This window comes from Microbispora sp. NPDC049633, assembly GCF_040675265.1.
Taxonomy (GTDB): Bacteria; Actinomycetota; Actinomycetes; order Streptosporangiales; family Streptosporangiaceae; genus Microbispora; species Microbispora maris.
Genome location: NZ_JBFAOO010000076.1, coordinates 1 through 23,333 on the forward strand (window position 1 = coordinate 1; position 23,333 = coordinate 23,333).

General features: G+C 72.6%; 19 protein-coding genes. 16 read left to right on the forward strand and 3 right to left on the reverse strand.

All coding sequences use genetic code 11. The features are described from left to right. The 13 genes from murF to AB0J39_RS20560 form a co-directional block, all read left to right on the forward strand. The coding region (gene murF / locus AB0J39_RS20500) for a UDP-N-acetylmuramoyl-tripeptide--D-alanyl-D-alanine ligase (protein WP_363466931.1) at positions 1-1,141 on the forward strand (1,141 nt) is incomplete at its 5' end. Then, positions 1,138-2,214, forward strand: a complete 1,077-nt coding sequence (gene mraY / locus AB0J39_RS20505) for a phospho-N-acetylmuramoyl-pentapeptide-transferase (protein ID WP_363466934.1) — start codon at positions 1,138-1,140, stop codon at positions 2,212-2,214. The genes murF and mraY, both read left to right, overlap by 4 nt. Beyond that, complete coding sequence (murD, locus tag AB0J39_RS20510) at positions 2,196-3,572, forward strand: UDP-N-acetylmuramoyl-L-alanine--D-glutamate ligase (protein WP_363466936.1); 1,377 nt, start codon at positions 2,196-2,198, stop codon at positions 3,570-3,572. The genes mraY and murD overlap by 19 nt, the downstream gene beginning before the upstream one ends. Then, positions 3,569-5,038, forward strand: coding sequence for a putative lipid II flippase FtsW (gene ftsW / locus AB0J39_RS20515; protein ID WP_363466939.1), 1,470 nt, complete (start codon positions 3,569-3,571; stop codon positions 5,036-5,038). The genes murD and ftsW overlap by 4 nt, the downstream gene beginning before the upstream one ends. Next, the gene (gene murG, locus AB0J39_RS20520) at positions 5,035-6,114 is read left to right on the forward strand and encodes an undecaprenyldiphospho-muramoylpentapeptide beta-N-acetylglucosaminyltransferase (protein ID WP_363466942.1); all 1,080 of its coding nucleotides are present in this window, start codon (positions 5,035-5,037) and stop codon (positions 6,112-6,114) included. The genes ftsW and murG overlap by 4 nt, the downstream gene beginning before the upstream one ends. Next, positions 6,111-7,535: a UDP-N-acetylmuramate--L-alanine ligase gene (gene murC, locus AB0J39_RS20525; RefSeq protein ID WP_363466944.1), complete on the forward strand. Its 1,425-nt coding sequence runs from the start codon at positions 6,111-6,113 to the stop codon at positions 7,533-7,535. Before murG ends, murC begins: the two co-directional genes overlap by 4 nt. 31 nt (positions 7,536-7,566) lie before the next feature. Then, a complete protein-coding gene (locus AB0J39_RS20530) occupies positions 7,567-8,238 on the forward strand; it encodes an FtsQ-type POTRA domain-containing protein (RefSeq protein WP_363466947.1) in 672 nt (223 codons plus the stop codon). Positions 8,239-8,485: 247 nt separating this feature from the next. After that, entirely contained in the window at positions 8,486-9,943 is a 1,458-nt protein-coding gene (gene ftsZ, locus AB0J39_RS20535; protein ID WP_363466950.1) for a cell division protein FtsZ, read from the forward strand. A gap of 27 nt (positions 9,944-9,970) precedes the next feature. Further along, complete coding sequence (locus tag AB0J39_RS20540) at positions 9,971-10,675, forward strand: YggS family pyridoxal phosphate-dependent enzyme (protein WP_363466989.1); 705 nt, start codon at positions 9,971-9,973, stop codon at positions 10,673-10,675. 134 nt (positions 10,676-10,809) lie between these two features. Beyond that, positions 10,810-11,337 carry a cell division protein SepF gene (gene sepF / locus AB0J39_RS20545; RefSeq protein ID WP_363466953.1) on the forward strand — a complete coding sequence of 176 codons (528 nt, stop codon included), beginning with the start codon at positions 10,810-10,812 and terminating at the stop codon, positions 11,335-11,337. Positions 11,338-11,420: 83 nt separating this feature from the next. Beyond that, complete coding sequence (locus AB0J39_RS20550; protein ID WP_030509057.1) at positions 11,421-11,708, forward strand: YggT family protein; 288 nt, start codon at positions 11,421-11,423, stop codon at positions 11,706-11,708. A 49-nt stretch (positions 11,709-11,757) separates the two neighbouring features. Further along, a complete protein-coding gene (locus AB0J39_RS20555) occupies positions 11,758-12,621 on the forward strand; it encodes a DivIVA domain-containing protein (protein ID WP_142568625.1) in 864 nt (287 codons plus the stop codon). Between the two features lie 45 nt (positions 12,622-12,666). Then, the gene (locus tag AB0J39_RS20560; protein ID WP_363466955.1) at positions 12,667-14,193 is read left to right on the forward strand and encodes a hypothetical protein; all 1,527 of its coding nucleotides are present in this window, start codon (positions 12,667-12,669) and stop codon (positions 14,191-14,193) included. A gap of 14 nt (positions 14,194-14,207) precedes the next feature. On the opposite strand, the gene AB0J39_RS20565 is transcribed toward AB0J39_RS20560, so the two are convergent. Then, positions 14,208-15,782, reverse strand: coding sequence for a GMC family oxidoreductase N-terminal domain-containing protein (locus tag AB0J39_RS20565; RefSeq protein ID WP_363466958.1), 1,575 nt, complete (start codon positions 15,780-15,782; stop codon positions 14,208-14,210). A 255-nt stretch (positions 15,783-16,037) separates the two neighbouring features. Then, complete coding sequence (gene ileS, locus AB0J39_RS20570) at positions 16,038-19,196, reverse strand: isoleucine--tRNA ligase (RefSeq protein WP_363466961.1); 3,159 nt, start codon at positions 19,194-19,196, stop codon at positions 16,038-16,040. 588 nt (positions 19,197-19,784) lie between these two features. Between ileS and AB0J39_RS20575 the strand changes: the two genes are divergently transcribed. Genes AB0J39_RS20575 through AB0J39_RS20585 form a run of 3 tightly spaced genes read left to right on the forward strand, consistent with a single transcriptional unit; the run spans position 19,785 to position 21,686 of the window. Beyond that, positions 19,785-20,180: a TraR/DksA C4-type zinc finger protein gene (locus AB0J39_RS20575; RefSeq protein ID WP_169978451.1), complete on the forward strand. Its 396-nt coding sequence runs from the start codon at positions 19,785-19,787 to the stop codon at positions 20,178-20,180. Continuing rightward, complete coding sequence (gene lspA / locus AB0J39_RS20580) at positions 20,153-20,764, forward strand: signal peptidase II (protein ID WP_363466964.1); 612 nt, start codon at positions 20,153-20,155, stop codon at positions 20,762-20,764. Before AB0J39_RS20575 ends, lspA begins: the two co-directional genes overlap by 28 nt. Beyond that, positions 20,757-21,686 (forward strand): RluA family pseudouridine synthase, encoded by a 930-nt coding sequence (locus tag AB0J39_RS20585; RefSeq protein WP_363466967.1) that lies wholly within the window; start codon positions 20,757-20,759, stop codon positions 21,684-21,686. The genes lspA and AB0J39_RS20585 overlap by 8 nt, the downstream gene beginning before the upstream one ends. A 9-nt stretch (positions 21,687-21,695) precedes the next feature. On the opposite strand, the gene AB0J39_RS20590 is transcribed toward AB0J39_RS20585, so the two are convergent. Beyond that, entirely contained in the window at positions 21,696-23,303 is a 1,608-nt protein-coding gene (locus AB0J39_RS20590; protein WP_363466969.1) for a serine/threonine-protein kinase, read from the reverse strand. Between the last annotated feature and the right edge of the window lie 30 nt (positions 23,304-23,333).

Here is a 23,333-nt window from a genome sequence, read left to right on the forward strand (position 1 = left end):
GGCGCCGGCCGTGATCGTCGACGATCCGCTCGCGGCCCTGGCCTCGCTGGCCACGGCCGTGGTGTCGGAGCTGCCCGCCGCGACCGTGGTCGGCGTGACCGGGTCGGCGGGCAAGACCACGACCAAGGACCTGCTGGCCGGTCTCACCGCGCGGCTGGGCCCCACCATTGCCCCCGTCGGCTCGTTCAACAACGAGATCGGCCACCCGCTGACCGTGCTGAAGGCCGACGAGGCCACCCGGTTCCTGGTCCTGGAGCTGAGCGCCCGGAACGTCGGTCACATCGCCTACCTGGCGAGGATCGCCCCGCCCCGCATCGGCGTGGTGCTCAACGTCGGCGCCGCGCACCTCGGCGTGTTCGGCGGCAAGGAGGCGATCGCCCAGGCCAAGGGCGAGCTGGTCGAGGCGCTGCCCGCGGACGGGGTCGCCGTGCTCAACGCCGACGACCCGCTGGTGCGCGCGATGGCCGGCCGTACGCGCGCGCGGGTCACCTACTTCGGGCGCTCGCCCGAGGCGCACGTGCGGGCGGAGGACGAGACGCTGGACGCGACCGGCCGCGCCTCGTTCACGCTGCGCACGCCGTCCGGCACGGCGCCGGTCCGGCTGCGTCTGCACGGCGCGCACCTCGTGTCCAACGCCCTCGCCGCGGCGGCGGCCGCCCACGAGCTGGGGCTGCCGGTGGCGGACATCGCCGAGGAGCTGTCGGCGGCCGAGCCGCGCAGCCGGTGGCGCATGGAGGTCACCGAGCGGCCCGACGGCGTGACCGTGATCAACGACGCCTACAACGCCAGCCCCGACTCCGTGCGGGCCGCCATCGGCAGCCTCGCGGTCATCGGCGAGGGGCGGCGGCGGTTCGCGGTGATCGCCGCGATGCGCGAGCTGGGGGAGCACGGCGCGGCGCTGAACGAGGAGTTCGGGCGGCTGGCCGCGGACGTGGGGCTGGAGGCGCTGGTCGTCGTGGGGGAGGACGCCGAGCCAGTGCTCGCCGGCGCGCCCGCCGCGATCTACGCGCCCGACGTCGCGACGGCGGCCGGGGAGCTGTCGGACCGGCTCGCTCCGGGCGACGTGGTGCTGGTGAAGGGGCCGCGTGCGGCCGGGCTCGAGCGGGTCGCCGAGGCGATCCTCGGAGGTGACGCCCGGTGAGGAACATCCTCATCGCGGGGGCGATCTCGCTGATTCTGTCCATGGTCGGCACGCCGCTGGCCATCCGGCTGTTCGCCCGCAGGGGCTACGGCCAGAACATCCGTGAGGAGGGGCCGTCGGGGCACTACGACAAGAAGGGCACCCCGACGATGGGCGGCACGGTGATCGTCATCGCGTCGCTGCTCGGCTACTTCGTCGCCCACGGGGCGACCGTCTTCTCGGAGGTCGGCGACCCCCCGACGGCCTCGGGGCTGCTGGTGCTGTTCCTGATGACGGGCCTCGGCGCGGTCGGCTTCCTCGACGACTTCATCAAGATCTACAAGCAGCGGAGCCTCGGGCTGCGCAGCGGCGCCAAAGCGGCCGGGCAGCTCGTCGTCGGCGCGATCTTCGCGGTGCTCGTCCTGCGGTTTCCCAACGCCTACGCCGTGACCCCCGCGGAGACGCGGGTGTCGTTCCTGCGGGACATCGGGCCGTCGATCGGCCTGATCGGCTTCATGATCTGGGTCGTGTTCTTCATCGTGGGCTTCTCCAACGCGGTGAACCTGACCGACGGCCTCGACGGCCTGGCCTCCGGCGCCACCTGCCTGGTCCTCGCGGCGTACGTGCTGATCGGCAACTGGCAGCTGCGCAACAGCTGCACGACGGTCGGCTTCGGCCCCAACTGCTACTGGGTGCGAGATCCGCTCGACCTGGCGGTGGTCGCGGCGGCGGTGCTGGGCGCCTGTCTGGGCTTCCTGTGGTGGAACGCCCCGCCCGCCAAGATCTTCATGGGTGACACCGGCTCGCTGGCCCTCGGCGGCGTGATCGCCGGCCTGGCCTTCACCACCCGGACCCAGCTCCTGCTCGTCATCCTGGGCGGCCTGTTCGCGATCATCACGATGTCGGTGATCATCCAGGTCGGGTCCTTCAAACTGACCCGCAGACGCGTCTTCCGCATGGCGCCACTCCAGCACCACTTCGAGCTGTCGGGCTGGGCCGAGACGACGATCGTGGTGCGCTTCTGGCTGATCGCCGCGTTGTGCGTGGCCGCCGGTCTCGGACTGTTCTACCTCGAATGGATGCCGAAACAGTGAACGTCGTCGTCGCCGGCCTCGGCGTGTCGGGCGCCGCCGCGGCGCGGGCCCTGGCCGCCCGCGGCGAGCGTGTGATCGTGCTGGAGGCCGCGGACGGCGAGCGGCAGCGCGCGACGGCGGCCGAGCTCGCCGAGCTGGGCGTGGAGGTGCGCTTCGGCGAGCCCGCCCTGCCCGTCGGCGCCTCGCTCCTGGTCACCTCGCCGGGCTGGCGGCCTACCACCCCGCTGCTCGTCGCCGCCGCGGACGCGGGCGTCGAGGTCATCGGGGAGGTCGAGCTGGCCTGGCGGCTGCGGGAGGAGCCGGCCGCCCCCTGGCTCGCGCTGACCGGCACCAACGGCAAGACCACCGCCGTCCGCATGCTCGCCTCCATGCTGTCCGCCGCCGGGCACAAGGCCCTGGCCGTGGGCAACGTCGGCGTCCCCATCGTGGAGGCCGTGGACGGGCCGTACGACGTGCTGGCGGTGGAGCTGTCGAGCTTCCAGCTCCACTGGTCCTCGACCCCGGCCCCGCTCGCGGCGGCCGTGCTCAACGTCGCGCCGGACCACATCGACTGGCACGGCTCGATGGAGGAGTACGCCGCGGCCAAGGCCCGCGTCTTCGCGCACGCCGGGACCGTGGTCTACAACGCCGACGACCCGTGGTCGTCCCGCCTGGCCGAGCCGTACGCCTCGCGGGTGGGCTTCACTCTCGCCGTGCCCAGGCCCGGGCAGCTGGGAGTCGTGGAGGACCTGCTCGTCGACCGGGCCTTCGTGGCCGACCCGGCGACCTCGGCGGAGGAGCTGGCCTGCCTCGCCGACGTGCGGCCGTTCGCCCCGCACAACGTCGCCAACGCGCTCGCCGCGGCCGCCCTGGCCCGCGCCTACGGTGTGCCGCCCGAGGCCGTACGCCGCGGCCTGCGGGAGTTCACCCCCGACCCGCACCGGATCGAGCACGTCGCCCGGGTCGGCGAGGTCGACTACGTCGACGATTCCAAGGCCACCAACCCGCACGCGGCCGCCGCGTCGCTGGCCGCCTACGAGTCGGTCGTGTGGATCGCGGGCGGGCAGCTCAAGGGCGCCGAGGTCGACGAGCTCGTACGGCAGGCCGCGCCCCGGCTGCGCGGCGCGGTGCTGCTGGGGACCGACCGGGACGTGATCCGCCGGGCATTGGCGCGACACGCCGCGAATGTCCCCGTCGTGGACGTGCCGGGGCAAGACACTGGGGTCATGGACCGCGTCGTCGCCGAAGCAGCCCGGCTCGCCACCCCGGGCGACACCGTGCTGCTCGCCCCCGCCGGGGCCTCGCTGGACATGTTCACCTCGTACGGAGCGCGTGGGGAGGCCTTCGCCCGAGCCGTGCAGCGGCTGGCGGACCGGTGACGGGCCCCGCGACCGGCCCCGCCGGCGCCGCGCCCGCGCGGAAGACCGAGCGCCAGGGTTCCGAGCGCCAGGGTTCCGAGCATCAGGGGCCCGAGCCCATCGGCTGGGCCGCCGCCCAGCTCGCCGCGCTGCGCGAGCTGCTCGGCCGCCCGCTGACGTCCTACCACCTCGTGCTCGGCTGCAGCGCGCTGCTGCTGGCGCTCGGCCTGATGATGGTGCTGTCGGCGTCGAGCATCGAGGCGCTGCAGCGGACCGGCGACCCGTTCTACTGGTTCCTCAAGCAGGTCACGTCCGTGGCGATCGGGCTTCCCCTGATGTGGGTCTGCTCCCGGCTGCCGCAGCGGTTCTTCCGCCTGGCCGGCTATCCGCTGATGGGCCTGTCGATCCTCGGCCTGCTGATGGTCATCTTCCTCGGTCAGGAGCTGCTGGGCGCCCAGCGGTGGATCGTCATCGGCCCGTTCTCGGTGCAGCCGTCGGAGCCGGCGAAGCTGGCCCTGGTGCTGTGGGGGGCCGACCTGCTCGCGACGCGGGCGCGCGCCGGGCGCATCGAATGGCGGCAGCTGCTGATCCCGCTGATGCCGGGCGTGGCCCTGCTGGCCGTCCTGGTCATGCTGGGGCGCGACCTCGGCACGACGCTCGTGCTCATGATGATCTTCCTCGCACTGCTGTGGGTGGTCGGCGCGCCGGTGCGGCTGTTCGGCGGGATCCTCGCGCTGCTCGTGCTGGCGACCGCCACTATGATCATCGTCGAGCCGTACCGGCTCGGCCGTCTCACCGGCTTCATGCACGTGTGGGAGACGGCGCAGGACGAGGGGTTCCAGTCCGCCCAGGGGCTGATGGCGATCGGCTCGGGCGGCTGGTTCGGCCTCGGGCTCGGCGCGGGCCGGCAGAAGTGGAACTACGTCCCGCACGCGGAGAGCGACTTCATCTTCTCCATCCTGGGCGAGGAGCTCGGGCTGATGGGGACGCTCGTGGTGGTCGCGCTGTTCGGTCTGCTCGGCTACGCCGGGCTGCGCATCGCGATGCGGACGAAGGACCCCTTCGTCCGGCTGTCGGCCGCCGCCACCACCGCCTGGATCGCCGGGCAGGCCGTCGTCAACATCGGCGCGGTCATCGGGGTCTTCCCGGTCACCGGCATCCCGCTGCCCCTGGTGTCGTACGGCGGATCGGCGCTGCTGCCGACGCTCGCGGCGCTCGGCATGCTGCTGTCGTTCGCCAAGCAGGAGCCCGGAGCGGCCGAGGCGCTGGCCGCCCGTGGCCCGGGACCGGCCGCGCGGGCTCTAAGCTGGCTTGGCCTGAACGGCCGCGCCAGGCGGCGGCCCGCGGCCTCGCGGGCACCCTCCCGGCGGCAGGCGGCACAGAAGGCACGGCCGCGGACGGCACGAAACGGAACGCCGCGGGAACGGACGCGGGAGAATCCGCGAGAACATCCGCGAGAACATCCGCGAGAACAGGGAGTGACATGAGGGTGGTCCTCGCCGGCGGCGGGACGGCCGGCCATATCGAGCCGGCGCTCGCGCTGGCCGACGCGCTTCGCCGGCTCGACCCGGGGATCGGCATCACCTGCCTCGGCACCGAGCGCGGTCTGGAGACCCGTCTGGTGCCCGCCCGGGGCTACGAGCTCGAACTCGTGCCCGCGGTGCCGCTGCCCCGCTCGCTCAGCCCTCAGCTCCTCACCGTGCCCGGCCGTCTCGCCGGGGCCATCGGCAGCGCCGCGGGCATCCTCGACAGGGTCGGGGCGGACGTCCTGGTCGGCTTCGGCGGGTACGTCGCCACGCCCGGCTACCTCGGCGCCCGGCGGCGCGGGGTGCCGATCGTGATCCACGAGGCCAACCCCCGGCCCGGCCTGGCCAACCGGCTCGGCGCCCGCCTCACCGAGCACGTCTTCACCGGCCACCCGGAGACCGCGCTCCCGAACGCCGAGTACATCGGCATCCCGCTGCGCCGCGAGATCAGCATGATGGACCGGCTGTCGATGGGCGACAAGGCGCGGTCGTACTTCGGGCTGGAGTCCGACCGGGTGACGCTGCTGGTGTTCGGCGGCTCGCAGGGCGCGCGCTCCATCAACCAGGCGGCGCTGGAGGCCGCGCCCTACCTCCGGGCGGCCGGCGTCCAGGTGCTGCACGTGATCGGGCCCAAGAACACCGTCGAGGTGGAGCCCCCGCCGGGCGACCCGCAGTACGTGATCCTGCCGTACGTCGACCGGATGGACCTCGCCTACGCCGCCGCCGACCTCGTGCTGTCCCGCGCGGGCGCCATGACCTGCGCCGAGCTCACCGCCGTGGGGCTGCCCGCGGCGTTCGTGCCGCTGCCGCACGGCAACGGCGAGCAGCGCCTCAACGCCGAGCCCATCGTGCGGGGCGGGGGCGGCCTGATGGTCGACGACGCGAACCTGTCGGCCGCCTGGATCGTCCAGACGCTGCTGCCGATCCTGAACGACCCCGAGCGCGTGGTCGCGATGTCCGAGGCCGCGTCGCGGATGGGCCGCAAGGACGCCGACACGGCGCTCGCCCGCAAGGTGCTGGAGATCGCTCACCGATGAGTCTCGTCAAGCTCGTGGATCCCGTGCCCGCGGCCGAACTGGGGCGGGTGCACTTCATCGGCATCGGCGGCGCCGGGATGTCGGGCATCGCCCGGATCCTGCTCAAGCGGGGCGTGCCGGTGTCGGGCAGCGACGCGCGGCCCTCGGAGCTGCTGACCGAGCTGCGTGAGCTGGGCGCCGTCATCCACGTCGGCCACGCCGCCTCCCACATCAAGAACGTGGACACGGTCGTGGTGTCCACCGCGATCCGCGACTCCAACCCGGAGCTTGGGGAGGCGCTGCGGCAGGACCTGCGGGTGATCCCGCGCGCCGCCGCGCTGGCGTCGGTCATGACCGGCCGCACCGGCATCGCCGTCGCCGGCACGCACGGCAAGACCACCACCACCTCGATGCTGACGGTGGCGTTGCAGAAGTGCGGGGAGGACCCGTCGTACTGCGTCGGCGGGCAGCTCGTGACGACCGGGCTCGGCGCTGACGACGGCGCGGGCGAGGTGTTCGTGGCGGAGGCCGACGAGAGCGACGGCTCGTTCCTCATGCTGGCGCCGGACATCGCGGTGGTGACCAACGTCGAGGCCGACCATCTCGACAACTACGGCGACCCCCAGGCCGTCCATGACAGCTTCGCCCGCTTCGTCGAGCGGATCGGGGCGCTGCTCGTGGTCTGCGCCGACGACCCGGGCGCCGCCGCCCTCATTCCGGTCGCGCGCGAGCGCGGCCTCACCGTCGTGACGTACGGCGAGAGCCGGGGCGCCGACCTGCGCACGACCGACGTCGTGCCGCGCGGCCTCGGCGTCGAGTTCGCCGTGGAGCTGGGTCCCGCCGCGCCCGGGGGAGCGGGACGCGGCGAGGTGCGCCTCGCCGTGCCGGGCCGGCACAACGCGCTCAACGCGACCGCGGTGATCGCCGTGGCCCTCCACCTCGGCCTGCGCTTCGACGACGTCAAGGAGGGCCTGGCCGCCTTCGGCGGGGCCAAGCGGCGGTTCGAGTCGAAGGGCGAGGCCGGGGGTGTGACGGTCTACGACAGCTACGCCCACCACCCGACCGAGCTGACCGCCGACCTGCGCGCCGCCCGCGACGTCGTGACCGGCGACGGCCGGGTCATCGCGGTCTTCCAGCCGCACCTGTACTCGCGCACGCGGTTCTTCGCCGACGAGTTCGGCGCGGCGCTCGGCCTCGCCGACGAGGTGGTCGTGCTCGACGTGTACGGCGCGCGCGAGGACCCCGAGCCCGGGGTCTCCGGCGCCCTCGTCGCGGGGAAGGTCCCGCTTGCCGCCGAGCGGGTCGTCTACGCGCCCGACCGGCAGGCCGTGCCCGCCCTCGTCGCCGGGCGGGCCCGTGCCGGCGACATCGTGCTCACCATGGGCGCGGGAGACGTGACGGAGCTCGGCCCGAAGATCGTCGCGGAGCTGTCCGCCCAGTGATGCGGGACGCGAGCCGGAGCGTGGGGGACCGGTGAGGCGGGCGGTCCGGCGTTCGGCCCTCGCCACCCTGCTGACCGGCGGGGTGGTGGGCGTCGCCACGTGGGTCGTGTTCTTCTCGCCGGTCCTCGGCGTGCGGGAGGTCGAGATCACCGGCAACAGCCGGATCCCCGCCGAGCAGCTGCGCCAGGCCGCGGGGGTGCGCACCGGCACCCCGCTCGCCACCGTGGACCTCGCCGAGGTCGAACGGCGGCTGCGGGCGATGCGCGCGGTCGAGTCGGCCGCGGTCGACCGCGGCTGGCCAGGGACGCTGCGCGTCAGCGTGGTCGAGCGCGTCCCCGCCGCCGCCGTGCCCATGGGCCCGACGACCGCGGTGATCGACCGGTACGGCGTCGTGCTGCAGCAGGTGACCGTGGCCCCGCCCCGGCTGCCGGTGCTGCGCGTCCAGCGGGCGGCCGCGGACGATCCCGCCACCAGGGCCGGGCTCACCGTGTTGCGGGCACTGCCGGAGAGCGTGCTGGAGCGGCTGCGGGAGCTGCGCGTCCCCTCGCCCCGGTCGATCACGCTCAAACTCACGGACGGCCGTACGGTCGTCTGGGGGGACGCGGGGCGCTCGGCGCAGAAGGGACGTGTCCTGCTCGCCGCGCTCGCCAAGCCGGGTACCAGCTACGATGTCAGCTCCCCGCAGGTGGTGACGGTCAGGTGAGATATCTCACGGGCCGGGAACGCATGATCCGAACTCGCCTCAGAGCGGGGCATCGTGCGAATAGGACAGCCCGCGACACGCCGGACGGTCTTGCGGCGCGGTTAGTTGACCCTGGGGGACGCGCAACCCTACTGTCCGTATCAATCCTCAGGTTGACATAACTCTAAATCTCAACTTGAGGGTGAGAGTTCAGAAGACGGCGGGCCCTGCCCGCATGAAACGCAAACGAGCGGAAAGGCCCCTCGTCGTGGCAGCACCGCAGAACTACCTCGCGGTCATCAAGGTCGTCGGCATCGGCGGCGGCGGAGTCAACGCCGTCAACCGGATGATCGAGGAGGGACTCAAGGGCGTCGAGTTCATCGCCATAAACACTGACGCCCAGGCGCTGCTGATGAGTGACGCCGACGTGAAGCTCGACGTGGGGCGCGAGCTCACCCGGGGCCTCGGCGCGGGCGCCAACCCGGAGGTGGGCCGCAAGGCCGCCGAGGACCACCGGGAGGAGATCGAGGAGGTCATCAAGGGCGCCGACATGGTCTTCGTGACCGCGGGCGAGGGCGGCGGCACCGGGACCGGCGGCGCGCCGGTCGTGGCCAGCATCGCCCGCTCGCTCGGCGCGCTCACGATCGGCGTGGTGACCCGGCCCTTCAGCTTCGAGGGCAAGCGCCGGGCCATGCAGGCCGAGGCCGGCATCGAGACCCTCCGCGAGGAGGTCGACACGCTGATCGTCATTCCGAACGACCGGCTGCTGTCGATCTCCGACCGCCAGGTGAGCGTGCTCGACGCGTTCAAGGCCGCCGACCAGGTGCTGCTGTCCGGTGTGCAGGGCATCACCGACCTCATCACCACGCCCGGTCTGATCAACCTGGACTTCGCCGACGTGAAGTCGGTCATGTCCGGCGCGGGCTCGGCCCTCATGGGCATCGGCCACGCCAGGGGCGACGACCGGTCGGTCGCCGCCGCCGAGATGGCGGTCTCCAGCCCGCTGCTGGAGGCGAGCATCGACGGCGCCCATGGCGTGCTGCTGTCCATCGCGGGCGGCTCCGACCTGGGCCTGTTCGAGATCAACGAGGCGGCCCAGCTCGTCAGCAACGCCGCCGCGCCCGACGCCAACATCATCTTCGGCACGGTAATCGACGACGCGCTCGGCGACGAGGTGCGGGTCACGGTCATCGCGGCCGGGTTCGACGAGCCCGCGCCGGCCGCGCCGGCGGCCGCGCCGCTGTCGCGGCCCCAGCAGTCGTCCCGGCCCGCGCAGGCCGCGCCCCCGGCCCGGCCCGCGCCCGCCCAGGCCAAGGCGGAGCCCGCGCAGCCGCCGGTACGACCGGTGAGCGGCACGGCCGGCACGGCGCAGCCCGCCCCCGCGCAGGCGCAGCCCGTGAACACCGCGCCGCCGGTGACCCAGCTGCCGGTGAACGCGCAGCCGGTGAACGCCGCGCCGCCGCAGGCCCAGCCCGTGAGCCAGCCGGTCCAGCAGGCGGCGTCCGCGCCGCAGGCGCAGCAGGCCGACGCCGTCACGCCGTTCCCGCGCGACGCGCAGGCCGACGGCGGACGCGACCAGGGCGTCACCGGGCCGCTGTCGATCCCGCGCCCCGCTCCCGAGCCGCCGACTCCGATCACCGCCAGGACCGCGCAGCCGGGTCCCCGGCGCCCGGTGGTGTTCGAGGAGCAGGAGGAGGAGCTCGACGTACCGGACTTCCTCAAGTGACGCCGACCGTTCGTACGGCCGGGGGCGCTGTCCGTGGGTGACCGGCGCGAGGAGCTGGCCGCGGCCCTGGCCGAGGTGGAGCGGCGTGTCGAGGACGCCTGCCGGGCCGCGGGCCGGTCGCGGTCGGAGATCACGCTGATCGCGGTGACGAAGACGTACCCGGCCTCCGACGTGCGGCTGCTCGCGGAACTGGGCGTGTCGCACGTCGGCGAGAACCGCGACCAGGAGGCCGCGGCCAAGGCGGCCGAGTGCGCCGGCCTCGGCCTCACCTGGCACTTCATCGGCCAGCTGCAGTCCAACAAGGCCCGCTCGGTCGTCTCCTACGCCCACATGGTCCACTCGGTGGACCGCTCCCGCCTGGTGGACGCGTTGAGCCGCGAGGCCGTACGCGCGGGGCGCGAGGTGGACTGCCTCGTCCAGGTCGGGCTGGGCGACGGGGCCGGGCGGGGCGGCGTCGCGCCGGAGGAGGTGCCGGCGCTCGCCGGGCTCGTCGCCAAGGCGGAGGGGCTGCGCCTGCGGGGGGTCATGGCGGTCGCCCCGCTGGGGGAGGACCCGGCCGCCGCGTTCGCCCGGCTCCGCGCCGTCGCCGAGCGCGTGCGCGAGGAACATCCCGCCGCGGACGTGATATCGGCCGGAATGAGTGGAGACATCCCTCAGGCTGTGATGAACGGCGCGACACACCTGCGAGTCGGTACGGCGTTGCTCGGCCGCAGAAAGCCCTTCGTCAGGTAATGTCCCCCAAGTGGACCATGGTGTCCGCGCTCAGGTAGAGGTCGATCAGCGGTGAGCTCAAAGGGGGGTACGGCTACCGCCCTGGCCTTCCGAAGGGACCTTGAAGGCACCAGTAACGCGGAGGACGACGAGCGATGGCCGGCGCGATGCGCAAGATGGCGGTCTACCTCGGTCTCGTGGAGGACGACCGCTACGAAGACAGGTACGCGGCAGAGTACGGCACCGACGAGGAGTACGGCGACGAGGAGTACGAGTCGCCGCGGCGCGGCTTCGCCGCCCCCTCGGGTACGCACTCCGGGCCCCTGGAGCGCGAGGACGACACCGAGACGGCCGTCCCCGCTCCGCGTCCCCCCACGACCGTGCTGGAGCGCCGTACGACCGATCTGGCGCGTATCACCACCCTGCATCCCCGCACGTACAACGAGGCGCGGACGATCGGCGAGCACTTCCGCGAGGGCACGCCGGTCATCATGAATCTGACAGAAATGGTCGACAGCGACGCCAAGCGCCTTGTCGATTTCGCGGCAGGTCTCGTCTTTGGCCTACACGGCAGCATCGAACGTGTTACCAACAAGGTGTTCCTGTTGTCCCCCGCCAACGTTGAGGTGACCGCCGAAGACAAGGCCAGAATCGCGGAACGCGGCTTCTTCAACCAGAGCTAGAGTTCCATACATGAACAGTGACCGGCTGAGCGGAGCCCGTGCGGCCCGAGGACGGCTGGACCGAGGGGAGGCGGGGCTCGACTGTGGGGATCATTAGCGAGATCTTGGTCATCGCCCTGACCCTCTTCCTGGTTCTGCTGATCGGCAGAATGATCATAGATACGGTGCAGGCGTTCGCCCGCGCCTGGCGGCCCACCGGGGTCGTCCTGGTGCTGGCGGAGGTCGTTTACACAGTGACCGACCCGCCTCTCAAGTTCCTCCGCCGTTTCATTCCGCCCCTCAGGTTGGGTACGGTGGCCTTTGACCTGAGCTTCACAGTGCTGTTCATTGTGGTTTTGGTCTTGATCCAAGTCGTGAACGCGCTTCGTTGATCGGGTACCGTCCGACCGGACAGACTCCAAGCGCGCCAAGGAGACCCAAATGCCGTTGACGCCCGCCGATGTGCGGAACAAGCAGTTCAGTACCACCCGGCTGAGGCCGGGGTACGACGAGGAGGAGGTCGACGCGTTCCTCGACGAGGTCGAGGCCGAGTTGGACCGTCTCATCCAGGAGAACGAGGAACTCCGCGCGAAGCTGGCCGAGTGCCTCAGGGGCAAGGTCCCCGGGGGCATGGGCATGCCCGGCTCCATGCAGATGGCTCCCGCTCCGGTGGCCGAGCCGAAGCCCGAGATGATGGCCCCCCAGCCGGAGCCGATCAAGCCTCCGGAGCCGGCCCGCCCCGAGCCGGTGCCCGTCGGCATGGGCCTGCCGCCCGCCGAGGACAACATGGACACCGCGGCCCGCGTGCTCGCCCTCGCGCAGCAGACGGCCGACCAGGCGATCGCCGACGCCCGTCGTGAAGCGGACGAGACCGTGACCCGCGCTCGGCGCGAGGCCGACGACATTCTCGGCAAGGCCCGTCGTCAGGCCGAGCAGATCATCGGCGACGCACGCGCGCGCGCCGAGACGCTCGAGCGCGACGCGCAGGAGCGGCACCGTCAGGCCATGGGCACCCTGGTGCAGACCCGCGACGAGCTGGAGCGCAAGGTCGAGGAGCTGCGCAGCTTCGAGCGCGAGTACCGCAGCCGCCTCAAGCTCTACCTGGAGAACCAGCTCGCCGAGCTGAACGTCGCCGGTGAGGGCAGCGGAGGCTTCCCGATCGTGGGCGCCGCCCCGGCCATGGCCCACGCCGTCGCCCCCGGTCCCCAGCAGATGGGCGCCGCCCCCAACCCGTTCGGACAGGAGCCCTCGCAGCACTCCGGCGCCTTCCCCGGTCCCGACGGCCCCCACAACGACCGCCGGTAAGCAGTGGCGGGTCCCACAGGGACCCGATAGCTCGGAGAACCCCCCGTGATCCTCATCAGTGCCGCACTGGTCCTCGCCGCAATCGTCCTGCTCATCGCGGGCGTCGTGCTGGGGACACCCCCTCTCGTGATGTGGTCGATCGTCGTCAGCGTGCTGTCGGCGGTCTGCCTGCTGATCGGAGCACTGCTGAGGCGCCACGAGCTGTTCCCGGCCGGCGGGCGTGCCGCCGAGGGAACGGCTCCCACCCCCCCGGGTTCGTCCGTGCCCCAGCTCGCGCACGTCGGTGCCGTGAGCGGGGCGTACGGCGGAGCTCTCGCCGGGGCACCGGCGCATCCGGTGGCGACGCCCATGGTGGCGGCACCGCCGGTCACGCATCACGGGGCACTGCCACCCCAGACCTTCCCGTCCCCGCCGCCCCAGCGAACGGGACCGATCATGCGGCCCCCGGCCGCCCCGGGGCGCGGCCTCGCCCCCGACGCGATCGTCCTCGTGATCCCCGGGCGCAAGCGCTTCCACCTGGCCACCTGCCGTCAGCTCGCCGGGCGGGAGACCGAGGAGCTGACCCACGAGGAGGCCCGCGAGGAGGGCTTCACTCCCTGCACCACCTGCCTCCCCGAGGCCTCCGCCCGTGTGGCCGAGCCGGAGGAGGCCGCTCCCACGACCACCACGCCCGCGGCCGGGACCACCGGCACGACCGGCAGGGAACCGACCCGTCCCACGCCCGCTGACCCGGAGCCGCCCATCGCGCGGCTTTCTCAGCCCGGCGTCCCGGGGCCGCGCCTGCCCGAGTCGCCCGTTCCGCCCGCGCAGTCCGAGGACGCGCAGTCGGAGGACACGCAGTCCGAGGACACGCCGTCCGGTGACGAAGAGCGTGAAGAGTCCCCTGAGACGCCGCGGAAGGCGTCCGGCGAGACGACCGGCGAGGCGGACGCGCCCGGTGGCCCGGAGGCCGCCGCGGCCGACGCCGGCGCCGAGGACGACGGGCACACACCGGTGGACTGGTTCGGCCGGAGCGGGGCGCGGCCGTCCGATGCCGATACCGACGCCGATGCTCCGGCGCCGGGACCCTCCGCCACATCATGGTCCGCACCGGCCTGGTCTCCGCCGGCGGCGGGATCGGCGCAGGGCCCGACGGACGACGAGACGGACGAGTCGATCACCGACACCGCGGAGCACGACTGGTTCAGGCCCGGCAGGGTCCCCCTGCCGTGGGACTCCGCACGGTCCACGGCCGCCGACGCGGCCAAGGACGCCCCGTCGTCCGGGGACGGCGACCCCGATGGGGACACGGCCGGGGACGACGCGCAGGACCGTGACGACCAGACCTCCCAGGACCAGACCTCCCAGGACCAGACCTCCCAAGACCAGACCTCCCAAGACAAGGGCGACCCCGGTGCGGACGCCCCCACGTCCCCGCCCGCGGGGACCGGAGAGCCGGTGGAGCCGGCAGAGACCCGCGAATCCGGGCGCGCCGGATTCGCGGCCTCGGCCGGCTCCACCTCCGGCCCGGCACGTCCCGGAGCGGCCGACGCCGACGAGGCGGGCGGCAGCGAGAAGGCCACCACCGAGTAGAGCCGGGGCGCCGCTCAGCGGGCGGCGCGGAGAAGGTCCACCGCCCGCTCCGCGACCATCACGGTCGGCGCGTGGGTGTTGCCGTGCGGGATGCGGGGGAAGACGGACGCGTCGACGACGCGCAGGCCGGACACGCCGTGCACCCGCAGTTCGGGATCGACCACGCCGCCGGTCTCGGTGCCGATGCGGGCGGTGCAGGCCGGATGGTAGGTGTGCTCCACCGTCCGGCGGACGTCTTCCTCGAGCTGGTCCCGCTTCAGGATGTGCGCCCCGGGGTGCAGTTCCCTGCCGAGGAACCCCCGCAGCGGCCCGGCCGCCGCCACCTCGCGGGCCCGCTCGACGGCCGTGACCATCGCCTCCATGTCCTCCGGTTCCGCGAGGTAGTTGAACGTGATCGCCACCTTCTCCCGCGGGTCGGCGCTGCGCAGCCGCACACGGCCGGTGCTGGACGCGCCGACCATGGAGCAGCCGATGCTGAACGCCGGGCGCGCGTAGGAGGTGAACCCGTGGTTGTAGAAGTAGCCTGGCGCGGCGATGAACTGCATGTACGGCGCGTCGTCGCCCGAGCGGGTGTGGAAGAACGCCCCGGCCTCGCCGATGTTGGACGTCAGCAGGCCGCGGCGCCGCACCAGGTAGTCGAGCAGTTGCACCGGTGACTGGGCTCCGGCGAGCGTTCCCTTGGCCGTCGTCTCGAAGACGACCATGGACATCGGGTGGTCCATCAGATGGGCGCCGACGTTGGGGTTGTCCACCACCACCGGGATCCCGTGCTCGGCCAGGTGGTCGGCCGGTCCGATGCCCGACAGCATCAGCAGCTGGGGGGTGTTGAACGCGCCGGCCGACAGCACGACTTCACGTTCGGCCCGGTAGGACTCGCGTCTGCCGGCGCGGACGACCTCGACCCCGGTCGCGCGTCCGCCCTCGACGCGCAGTCTGAGGACGTGGGTGCCGGTGAGCACCGTCAGGTTCGGGCGCTTGCGCGCGGGACGCAGGTAACCGTCCGCGGTGGTCCAGCGCTGCCCGCGGCGCTGGGTCAGCTGATACAGCCCGGCGCCCACCTGCTCGGCGCCGTTGAAGTCGTCGTTGCGCGGGATGCCGGTGCCGACCATGGCCGCCACGAGACGTTCGCTCAGTTCGTTCGGCGAACGAGGGTCTTCGACGTACAGCGGCCCGTCGGCGCCGTGGTACTCGCCGGGGCCGCGTGAGTTGCGCTCGGCCCGCTTGAACAGCGGCAGAACCTCGTCGTAGGACCAGCCGGTCGCACCGTTCGCGGCCCAGCCGTCGTAGTCGGAACGGTGGCCGCGGATGTAGATCATCGCGTTCTGGGCGCTGCAGCCGCCCAGCATCTTCCCGCGCGGGTGGTAGAGGACGCGCCCGCCCAGATGCGGTTCCGGCTCCGTGTAGAACTCCCAGTCGTGCCTGGTCCTGAACTGCTTGGCGAAGGCGGCGGGGATCCGGACGTTCGGATGACGGCCGGAGCCGCCGGCCTCGATGAGGAGGACCGTGACCGCCGGGTCCCGCGTCAGGCGCCCGGCCACCACGGCCCCCGCCGACCCTGCCCCGATCACGACGTAGTCGTAGCTGCCCACCGTCTCCTCATCTCGTCGATCGGCTGTGACAGGCCGTCGCACCCGTGCTGTCGGACCCGTGCTGGTGGAACCGTGCTGGTCAGAACCGTGCTGGTCAGAACCGTGCTGTCGAGAAGGAGTCAGCGTTGACTCGATTCATGACAATAAGTTCCGGCGGGAGACAACACAAGGCCGCAGTTCGATAGGAGAAGAGGCGACTCTTGGTGTCACCGGGGCCGGTGGACCGGCCCCGGTGACGTCGGGCGACAGCCCGGCTCAGGCCTTGCGCAGGCGGAAGGACAGGCCGAGGTCGGCGTCCTCGTGGACCGGCAGGTCCTCGTCCGGGGCGCCTTCCGCGATCCGGGAGGCGAGCACCTCGTCGGCCACGGCGCCGGCGGCTCCGCGCAGCGCCTCGGCCAGCTCGCCCTCGGCCGACCACCACAGATCGATGCGGTCGGTGATGGACAGACCGGTGGACTTGCGGGCCTCCTGGACGAGCCGGACCACGTCGCGGACCAGGCCGGCCCGGCGCAGTTCGTCGGTGATCGCCAGGTCCAGGGCCACGGTCTCGCCGGTGCCGGTGTCCACCGCGCCGGTCTCCACGGCCCAGCCCGACTTGGGCTGCTCGGTCACGATCACGTCGTCCGCGCCCAGCTCCACCGTGCCCAGCTCCCCGGCCTCGACCGTCGCGGTCCCGCCCGAGCGCAGGGCCCGGGCCAGCGCCGCCGGGTCGGCCGCCGACACGGCGGAGGCGACGAGCTTGGTCTGCGAGCCGAACCGCTTGCCGAGGCTGCGGAAGTTGGGCTTGACCGTGAACGTCACCAGGTCGGCGGAGAACCCGGACAGGTCCTCCAGCCGCTGGACGTTGAGCTCGTCGGCGATCAGCTCACGCAGCTCGCCGGGGAGCGCGGCCCAGCCGGGGGCGCCGACCAGCGCCCGGCCGAGCGGCTGGCGGGTCTTGACCGACGAGGACGCACGGGCCGATCGGCCCAGCTCGACGAGGCGGCGCACCAGCGCCATCCGCTCCGACAGCTCGGGGTCGAGCAGCGCGGTGTCCACCTCGGGCCAGGTGGCCAGGTGCACCGACGCCGGGGCGTCCGGGTCGCGCAGCACGTCCCACAGGTAGTCGGTGAGGAACGGCACCAGCGGGGCCATGAGCCGGGTGACGGTCTCCAGGCACTCGTACAGCGTCGCGAAGGCCGACACCTCGCCGGACCAGAAGCGGCGGCGCGAGCGGCGGACGTACCAGTTGGACAGGTCGTCCAGGAACTCGGTCAGCCGGCGGCCGGCCCGGGCGGTGTCGAACTCCTCCATGGACGCGGTGACCTCGGCCACCGTGCGGTGCAGCTCCGCCAGCGCCCACCGGTCGATCAGCGGCCGCTCGGCGTGCGCCGGGGCCTCGGCCACCCGAGAGGGGGACCACGACTCGGCGTTGGCGTAGAGCGTGAAGAACGACGCGGTGTTCCAGTAGGTCAGCAGGACCTTCCGGACGATCTCCTCCAGGGCGGCGTGGCCGATCCTGCGCGGAGCCCAGGGGGAGCCGGAGGTGGCCATGTACCAGCGCAGGGCGTCGGCGCCGTGCTGGTCCATCAGCGGCATCGGCCGCAGCACGTTGCCCAGGTGCTTGCTCATCTTGCGGCCGTCCTCGGCGAGGATCAGGCCGAGGCAGAGCACGTTCTCGTACGACGACCGGCCGAACACCAGCGTGCCGACGGTCATCATGGAGTAGAACCAGCCGCGGGTCTGGTCGATCGCCTCGCAGATGAACTGGCCGGGGAAGGAGCTCTCGAAGACCTCCTTGTTGACCAGCGGCGCGCCCCACTGGGCGAACGGCATGGCGCCCGAGTCGTACCAGACGTCGATCACGTCGGGCACGCGCCGGGCCTCCGCCTGACACGACGGGCAGGGGAAGGTCACGTCGTCGACGTACGGGCGGTGCGGGTCGAGCGCGGTCAGGTCGCGGCCCGCCAGCTCGCCCAGCTCCTCCAGCGAGCCGACGCAGGTGACGTGCTCCTCGTCCCGGGAGCAGACCCACAGCGGCAGCGGCGTGCCCCAGTAACGGGACCGCGACAGCGCCCAGTCGACGTTGTTGCGGAGCCACTCGCCGTATCGGCCGTGCTTGATGGTCTCGGGGAACCAGTTGGTGCGCTCGTTCTCCGCGAGGAGCCGGTCCTTGATCTCCGTGGTCCTGATGTACCAGGACGGCAGCGCGTAGTAGAGCAGCGGGGTGTGGCAGCGCCAGCAGTGCGGGTAGCTGTGCTCGAAGTGCTCGCCGCGGAACAGCAGGCCGCGCTCGCGGAGGTTGTCGGTGAGCGGCTCGTCGGCGTCCTTGAAGAACAGGCCGCCCACGAACGGCACGTCCGGCAGGAAACGCCCGTCCGGGCCGATCGGGTTGACCACGGGCAGGCCGTACCGTTTGCAGACCGTCATGTCGTCGGCGCCGAAGGCGGGGGCCTGGTGGACCAGGCCGGTGCCGTCCTCGACCGTGACGTACGTGCCGAGCACGACGTAGTGGGCGCCCTCGATGTCGACCAGGTCGAAGGGGCGCCGGTAGGCGGTGTGCTCCAGCTCGGCGCCCTTGAAGGTGGCCAGCACCTCGGCGTCCTCGCCGAGGACCCGCCGCAGCAGCGGCTCGGCCACCACGAGCACCTCGTCCCCGCGCCGGGCCGCGACGTACGTCACGTCGGGGTGCACGGCGACCGCGGTGTTGGACACCAGGGTCCAGGGCGTGGTGGTCCAGATCAGCAGCGAGGCGTTCAGCTCGGCCAGCGGGCCGGACACGACGGGCATCCGCACGTACACCGACGGGCTGGAGACGGTCTCGTAGCCGCCGGGCTGGCCGAGCTCGTGGTCGGACAGGCCGGTGCCGCAACGGGGGCAGTACGGCGTGATGCGGTGGTCGCGGAACAGCAGGCCCTTGTCCCAGACGACCTTGAGCGACCACCAGACGGCCTCGACGTACTGGGGGTCCATGGTGCGGTAGGCCTGGGACATGTCGACCCAGTAGCCCATCCGCTCGGTCATCTCCTCGAACGCGTCCACGTGCCGCAGCACCGACTCGCGGCAGCGCGCGTTGAACTCGGCGATGCCGTACGACTCGATCTCGGGCTTGCCGGACAGGCCGAGTTCCTTCTCGACGGCGACCTCGACGGGCAGGCCGTGGCAGTCCCAGCCGGCCTTGCGGGGGACGTGGTAGCCGCGCATCGACTTGTAGCGGGGGAAGACGTCCTTGAAGACGCGGGCCTCGACGTGGTGCACGCCGGGCATGCCGTTGGCGGTGGGCGGGCCCTCGTAGAACACCCAGGACGGGCCGTCGGCGTTCTGCTCCAGCGAGCGCTCGAAGACCTTCCCGTCCCGCCAGCGTTCGAGGACCTCGTGCTCGAGGGCCGGCAGGTCGACCTGCGCGGGAAGTGAGCGGAAGTGATGGGAAGACATCGTCGGGCGGAACCTCCACGCGGTGGCTGTGACAGCGCTGCTGACATGGCGTGAAGGGACGAAGCCGCCGGACGGCTCCGCGGTACCACCCTTCTTGACGCCCGGCCGGTGGCGGGCGCCCTCTCGTTTCTCTCCGCTGCCGGTTCTACTCGGCCGGGACGGCCTTTCCTCCGGCGGCTCCGGGGTGATCTTCCCTCTGCGGCCCGCCCCGGGCTCACACCGTCCCCGGGTCGCTGAGCGGGCGGATGCGGAGGTACTCGTCCCCATCAACGCCTTGCAGACTAAGACGATAACGCAACCCGGCCGTGAGGGCTTCCCGATATGCGGGCGACGATCCGGGTGAGACGCGGCTCGTCGCGGGAATACGGGGGAGGACGCCGGCGGCACCAGACGCGACAAAAGATCGAAATAGAGGGCGACGAGGAGGAGCCGGCCGAATATGCCATCCGGGTACGGGTGGGGTAAAAGCCTCGGCGAGTCCGTTGCCGATCCGTTATCGGCGACTTATTCTGCCCGGACCGGCCCGATGTGCGCCCTGCCCCGAGGGGCACGGGCTCGAAGGGTTCCTGGGCGAAGGGGAGGCCCGCAATGACGACGCGCACGGCGAGAACCGCCATCGGTGAGGACGTCTGGTCCGAGGAGGAGCTCGCCGAGGTCCGGGAGCGGCTGCGGCACGAGATCGAGGAGCTGCGCGCCGACATCGCGAGGGCGGAGGAACAGCTCGCGTCCGGTGACGTGAGCCAGGGCGCGGGGGACGATCCGGCCGATGCCGGGGCCAAGACGTATGAGCGTGAGCGTGAGATCGCCCTTACCCTGAATGCGCGCGACCTGCTCGCGCAGAACGAGCGGGCGATCGCCCGCGTCGAGGCGGGGACTTACGGAGAGTGCGAATCGTGCCACAAGCCGATCGGCAAGGAGCGCCTGAGGGCATTCCCGAGAGCGACGCTGTGCGTAGCGTGCAAGCAGCGGGAGGAGCGCCGCTGAGCGGCTCCGCCCCCGCGAGGCCCGACCGGGCGCGGAGGATCGCCCTTCTCGCCGTCCTGGCCTCGGTCGTCTACGTGCTCGACCAGGTCAGCAAGTTCCTGGTCGTGGAGTTCCTGGAGCACGAGGAGCCGCTCACCGTCGTTCCCGGCGCGCTCGTGCTGACCGTGATCCGCAACGCCGGCGCCGCCTTCAGCATCGGCACCGGCATGACGATCGTGTTCACGGTGATCGCGCTGGCCGTGGTCGTCGCGATCGTGCGTACGGCGCGGCAGTTGCGCAGCCTGCCCTGGGCGATCACGCTCGGCCTGCTGCTGGGCGGCGCGGTCGGCAACCTGACCGACCGCGTCTTCCGGTCGCCGGCGCCGTTCCAGGGGCACGTGGTCGACTTCATCCAGGTGTTCCCCGTCACCCGGTTCCCGGTGTTCAACGTCGCCGACTCGGCCATCGTGTGCGGCGGCGTGCTCGCCGTGTTCCTCGCCTGGCGCGGCTACCAGATCGACGGCACCCGCCAGACGGACGAGCAGGCCGAGGAGCACGCGGACAAGCAGGCCGGCGAGCGGGCGGGGGAGCGGGCCGATGGGTGACCAGCGCAGCCTGCCCGTCCCCGACGGCCTGGAGGGCGAGCGTCTCGACGCCGCCCTGGCCCGGCTGTTCGGCTTCTCCCGCACCCGCGCGGCCGAACTGATCGCCTCGGGGGACGTGCTGGTCGACGGCGCCGTCCCGGCGAAGTCCGATCGCGTCCACGCCGGGGCCTGGCTGGACGTCACGATCCCGCCGCCCCCCGCGGCGCCGATGCCCGTGGCCGAGCCCGTCCCGGGCATGACGATCCTGCACGAGGACGACGACGTCGTCGTCGTGAGCAAGCCGATCGGCGTCGCGGCGCATCCGACCGTCGGCTGGACCGGCCCCACCGTGATCGGCGGCCTGCTCGGCGCCGGCCACCGGGTGTCCACGAGCGGCGCGGCCGAGCGCCAGGGCATCGTCCACCGGCTCGACGCCAACACCACCGGCGTGATGGTCGTCGCCAAGAGCGAGCGGGCCTACTCCCACCTCAAGCGGGCGTTCAAGGAGCGCACCGTCGACAAGCGCTACCACGCGCTCGTCCAGGGGCACATGGACCCGCTGCGCGGCACCGTGGACGCGCCGATCGACCGGCATCCGTCGGGCGACGGGCGCTTCGCGGTGGTGGCCGGGGGCAAGGACTCGGTCACGCACTACGACACGATCGAGGCGTTCCGGGCGGCGTCGCTGCTCGACATCAAGCTGGAGACCGGCAGGACGCACCAGATCCGGGTCCACATGGCCGCGCTCCGGCATCCGTGCGTGGGCGACCTGCTGTACGGCGCCGACCCCACCCTCGCCGCCCGTCTCGGCGTGAGCCGGCAGTGGCTGCACGCCGTCTCGCTGTCGTTCGAGCACCCGGCGACGGGGGAGTGGATGACCTTCACCAGCGACTACCCCGGCGACCTGGCCCGCGCGCTGGAGATCCTCGCGGACGAGGGCTGACGGGACCTGTCACGCCCCCCAGTCGTTCTCCGGCTGGGTGTAGCCGTCGGGGATGTCAGCGGTGTCCTCGCCCGTGGTGGCCGTGTGGCCCTCGTCTTTTCCCGGGCCTCCACTCTTGCCCTGGGTCGGCGCGACGGATCCGCCGCCCTTCCCGGACTTGGGTGTGGAGGGCTTCCCCTTGCTCGATCCGTTGCCCGCCCCGTTGCCGGGGTGGTTCGCCTGGCCGGAGCCCTTGGGCTTGGACGCGGCCCCGTCGGGCTTCCCCTTGGGCTTCTCCTTGGGCTTCGCGCCGCCGGTCCCGGAAGTGGAGTCTTCTGTGAACCTGTTGCCGGGCCCGCCGCGGTGGTCCGGGCGCTGCCCGCCCCCGGGGTTCGCCACCGGCTGGGTGGCCGTCTTCCTCTCCGCCCCGCGGCTCTCGGTCCGCCTGCCGCTCTTGGCGGCGTCGGCGGTCCTGACGGCCTCGGGGGTCTTGGTCGCGAAGACCGTCACCGTGGGCGTGCTCACCACGGTGGTCCCCCGGGGGTCGGCCGGAGGCCGGGCGGTGGCGAACGCGACGGCGCCCGCCGCCAGACCGACGAGCGCGACGAGGGCCCCCGAGCCCGCCGCCAGCGCCCAGGGGCTGCGGCGTCCCTCCACCGGCACGTGGGCGGGGACCGGGGTCGGCGCCGGGGTGATCCCGGGGAGAGGCGCGGGAGTGGGCGCGGGAGTCGCCGCGGTGCTCTCGAACCCGGGCATCAGCCGGGCGAGCCTGGGCGGCTGCCGCGGGCGCGGCACGACCGGGCCGGTCACCTGGCCGGTGGCCACGGCGTGCAGGTGCTGCGCGGCGTAGTCCGCGCTCACCCTGTGGTCCGGGTCCTTGACCAGCAGGCCCTCGATGACCGGCGCCAGCGGGCCGGCGTTGTGCATCGGGCCGGCCTCCTCGTACATGACCGCGGCCAGCGTCGCCAGCGCGTGGCCGCGGTTGAACGGCGAGCGCCCCTCGACGGCCATGAACAGCGTCACCCCGAGCGACCACAGGTCCGACGCCCGCTGCGCCTGCCGGCCCGCGGCCCGCTCCGGGGCGATGAACGCCGGGGTGCCGATCAGCATGCCGGTGCGGGTGACCGGCGAGTCGTCCTCCATCGCGGCGATGCCGAAGTCCGTCAGCACGACCCGGCCGTCGTCGGCGAGCAGCACGTTGTCGGGCTTGACGTCCCGGTGCAGCACACCGTTCGCGTGGGCGACGCGCAGCGCGGCCAGCACCTGCGACCCGATCTCCGCCACCCGCCGGGGCGGCAGGGGGCCCTCGTCGCGGATGACCGACCCAAGCGTCCGGGACGGGATCAGTTCGAGGACGATCCAGGGGTAGCCGTTCTCCTCGAAGGCGTCGTACACTGCCGCCACGCTCGGATGGCTCAACCGTCCGGCGGCCCTGGCCTCGCGGAAGGTCCTGATGGTGAAGACCTCCCGCTCCGGGCCGGTGAGCTCGGCTGAGGCGAGCAGCTCCTTGACGGCGACCTCACGTTCGAGCACCTGGTCGACGGCTCGCCACACGGTGCCCATGCCGCCCCGCCCCAGCGGCTCGATCAGGCGATAGCGTCCTGCCACGACACGTTCGGAGGTCTGCGCTTCAGCCATGATTGTCGCGCTACCCCACTTGGGCGAACG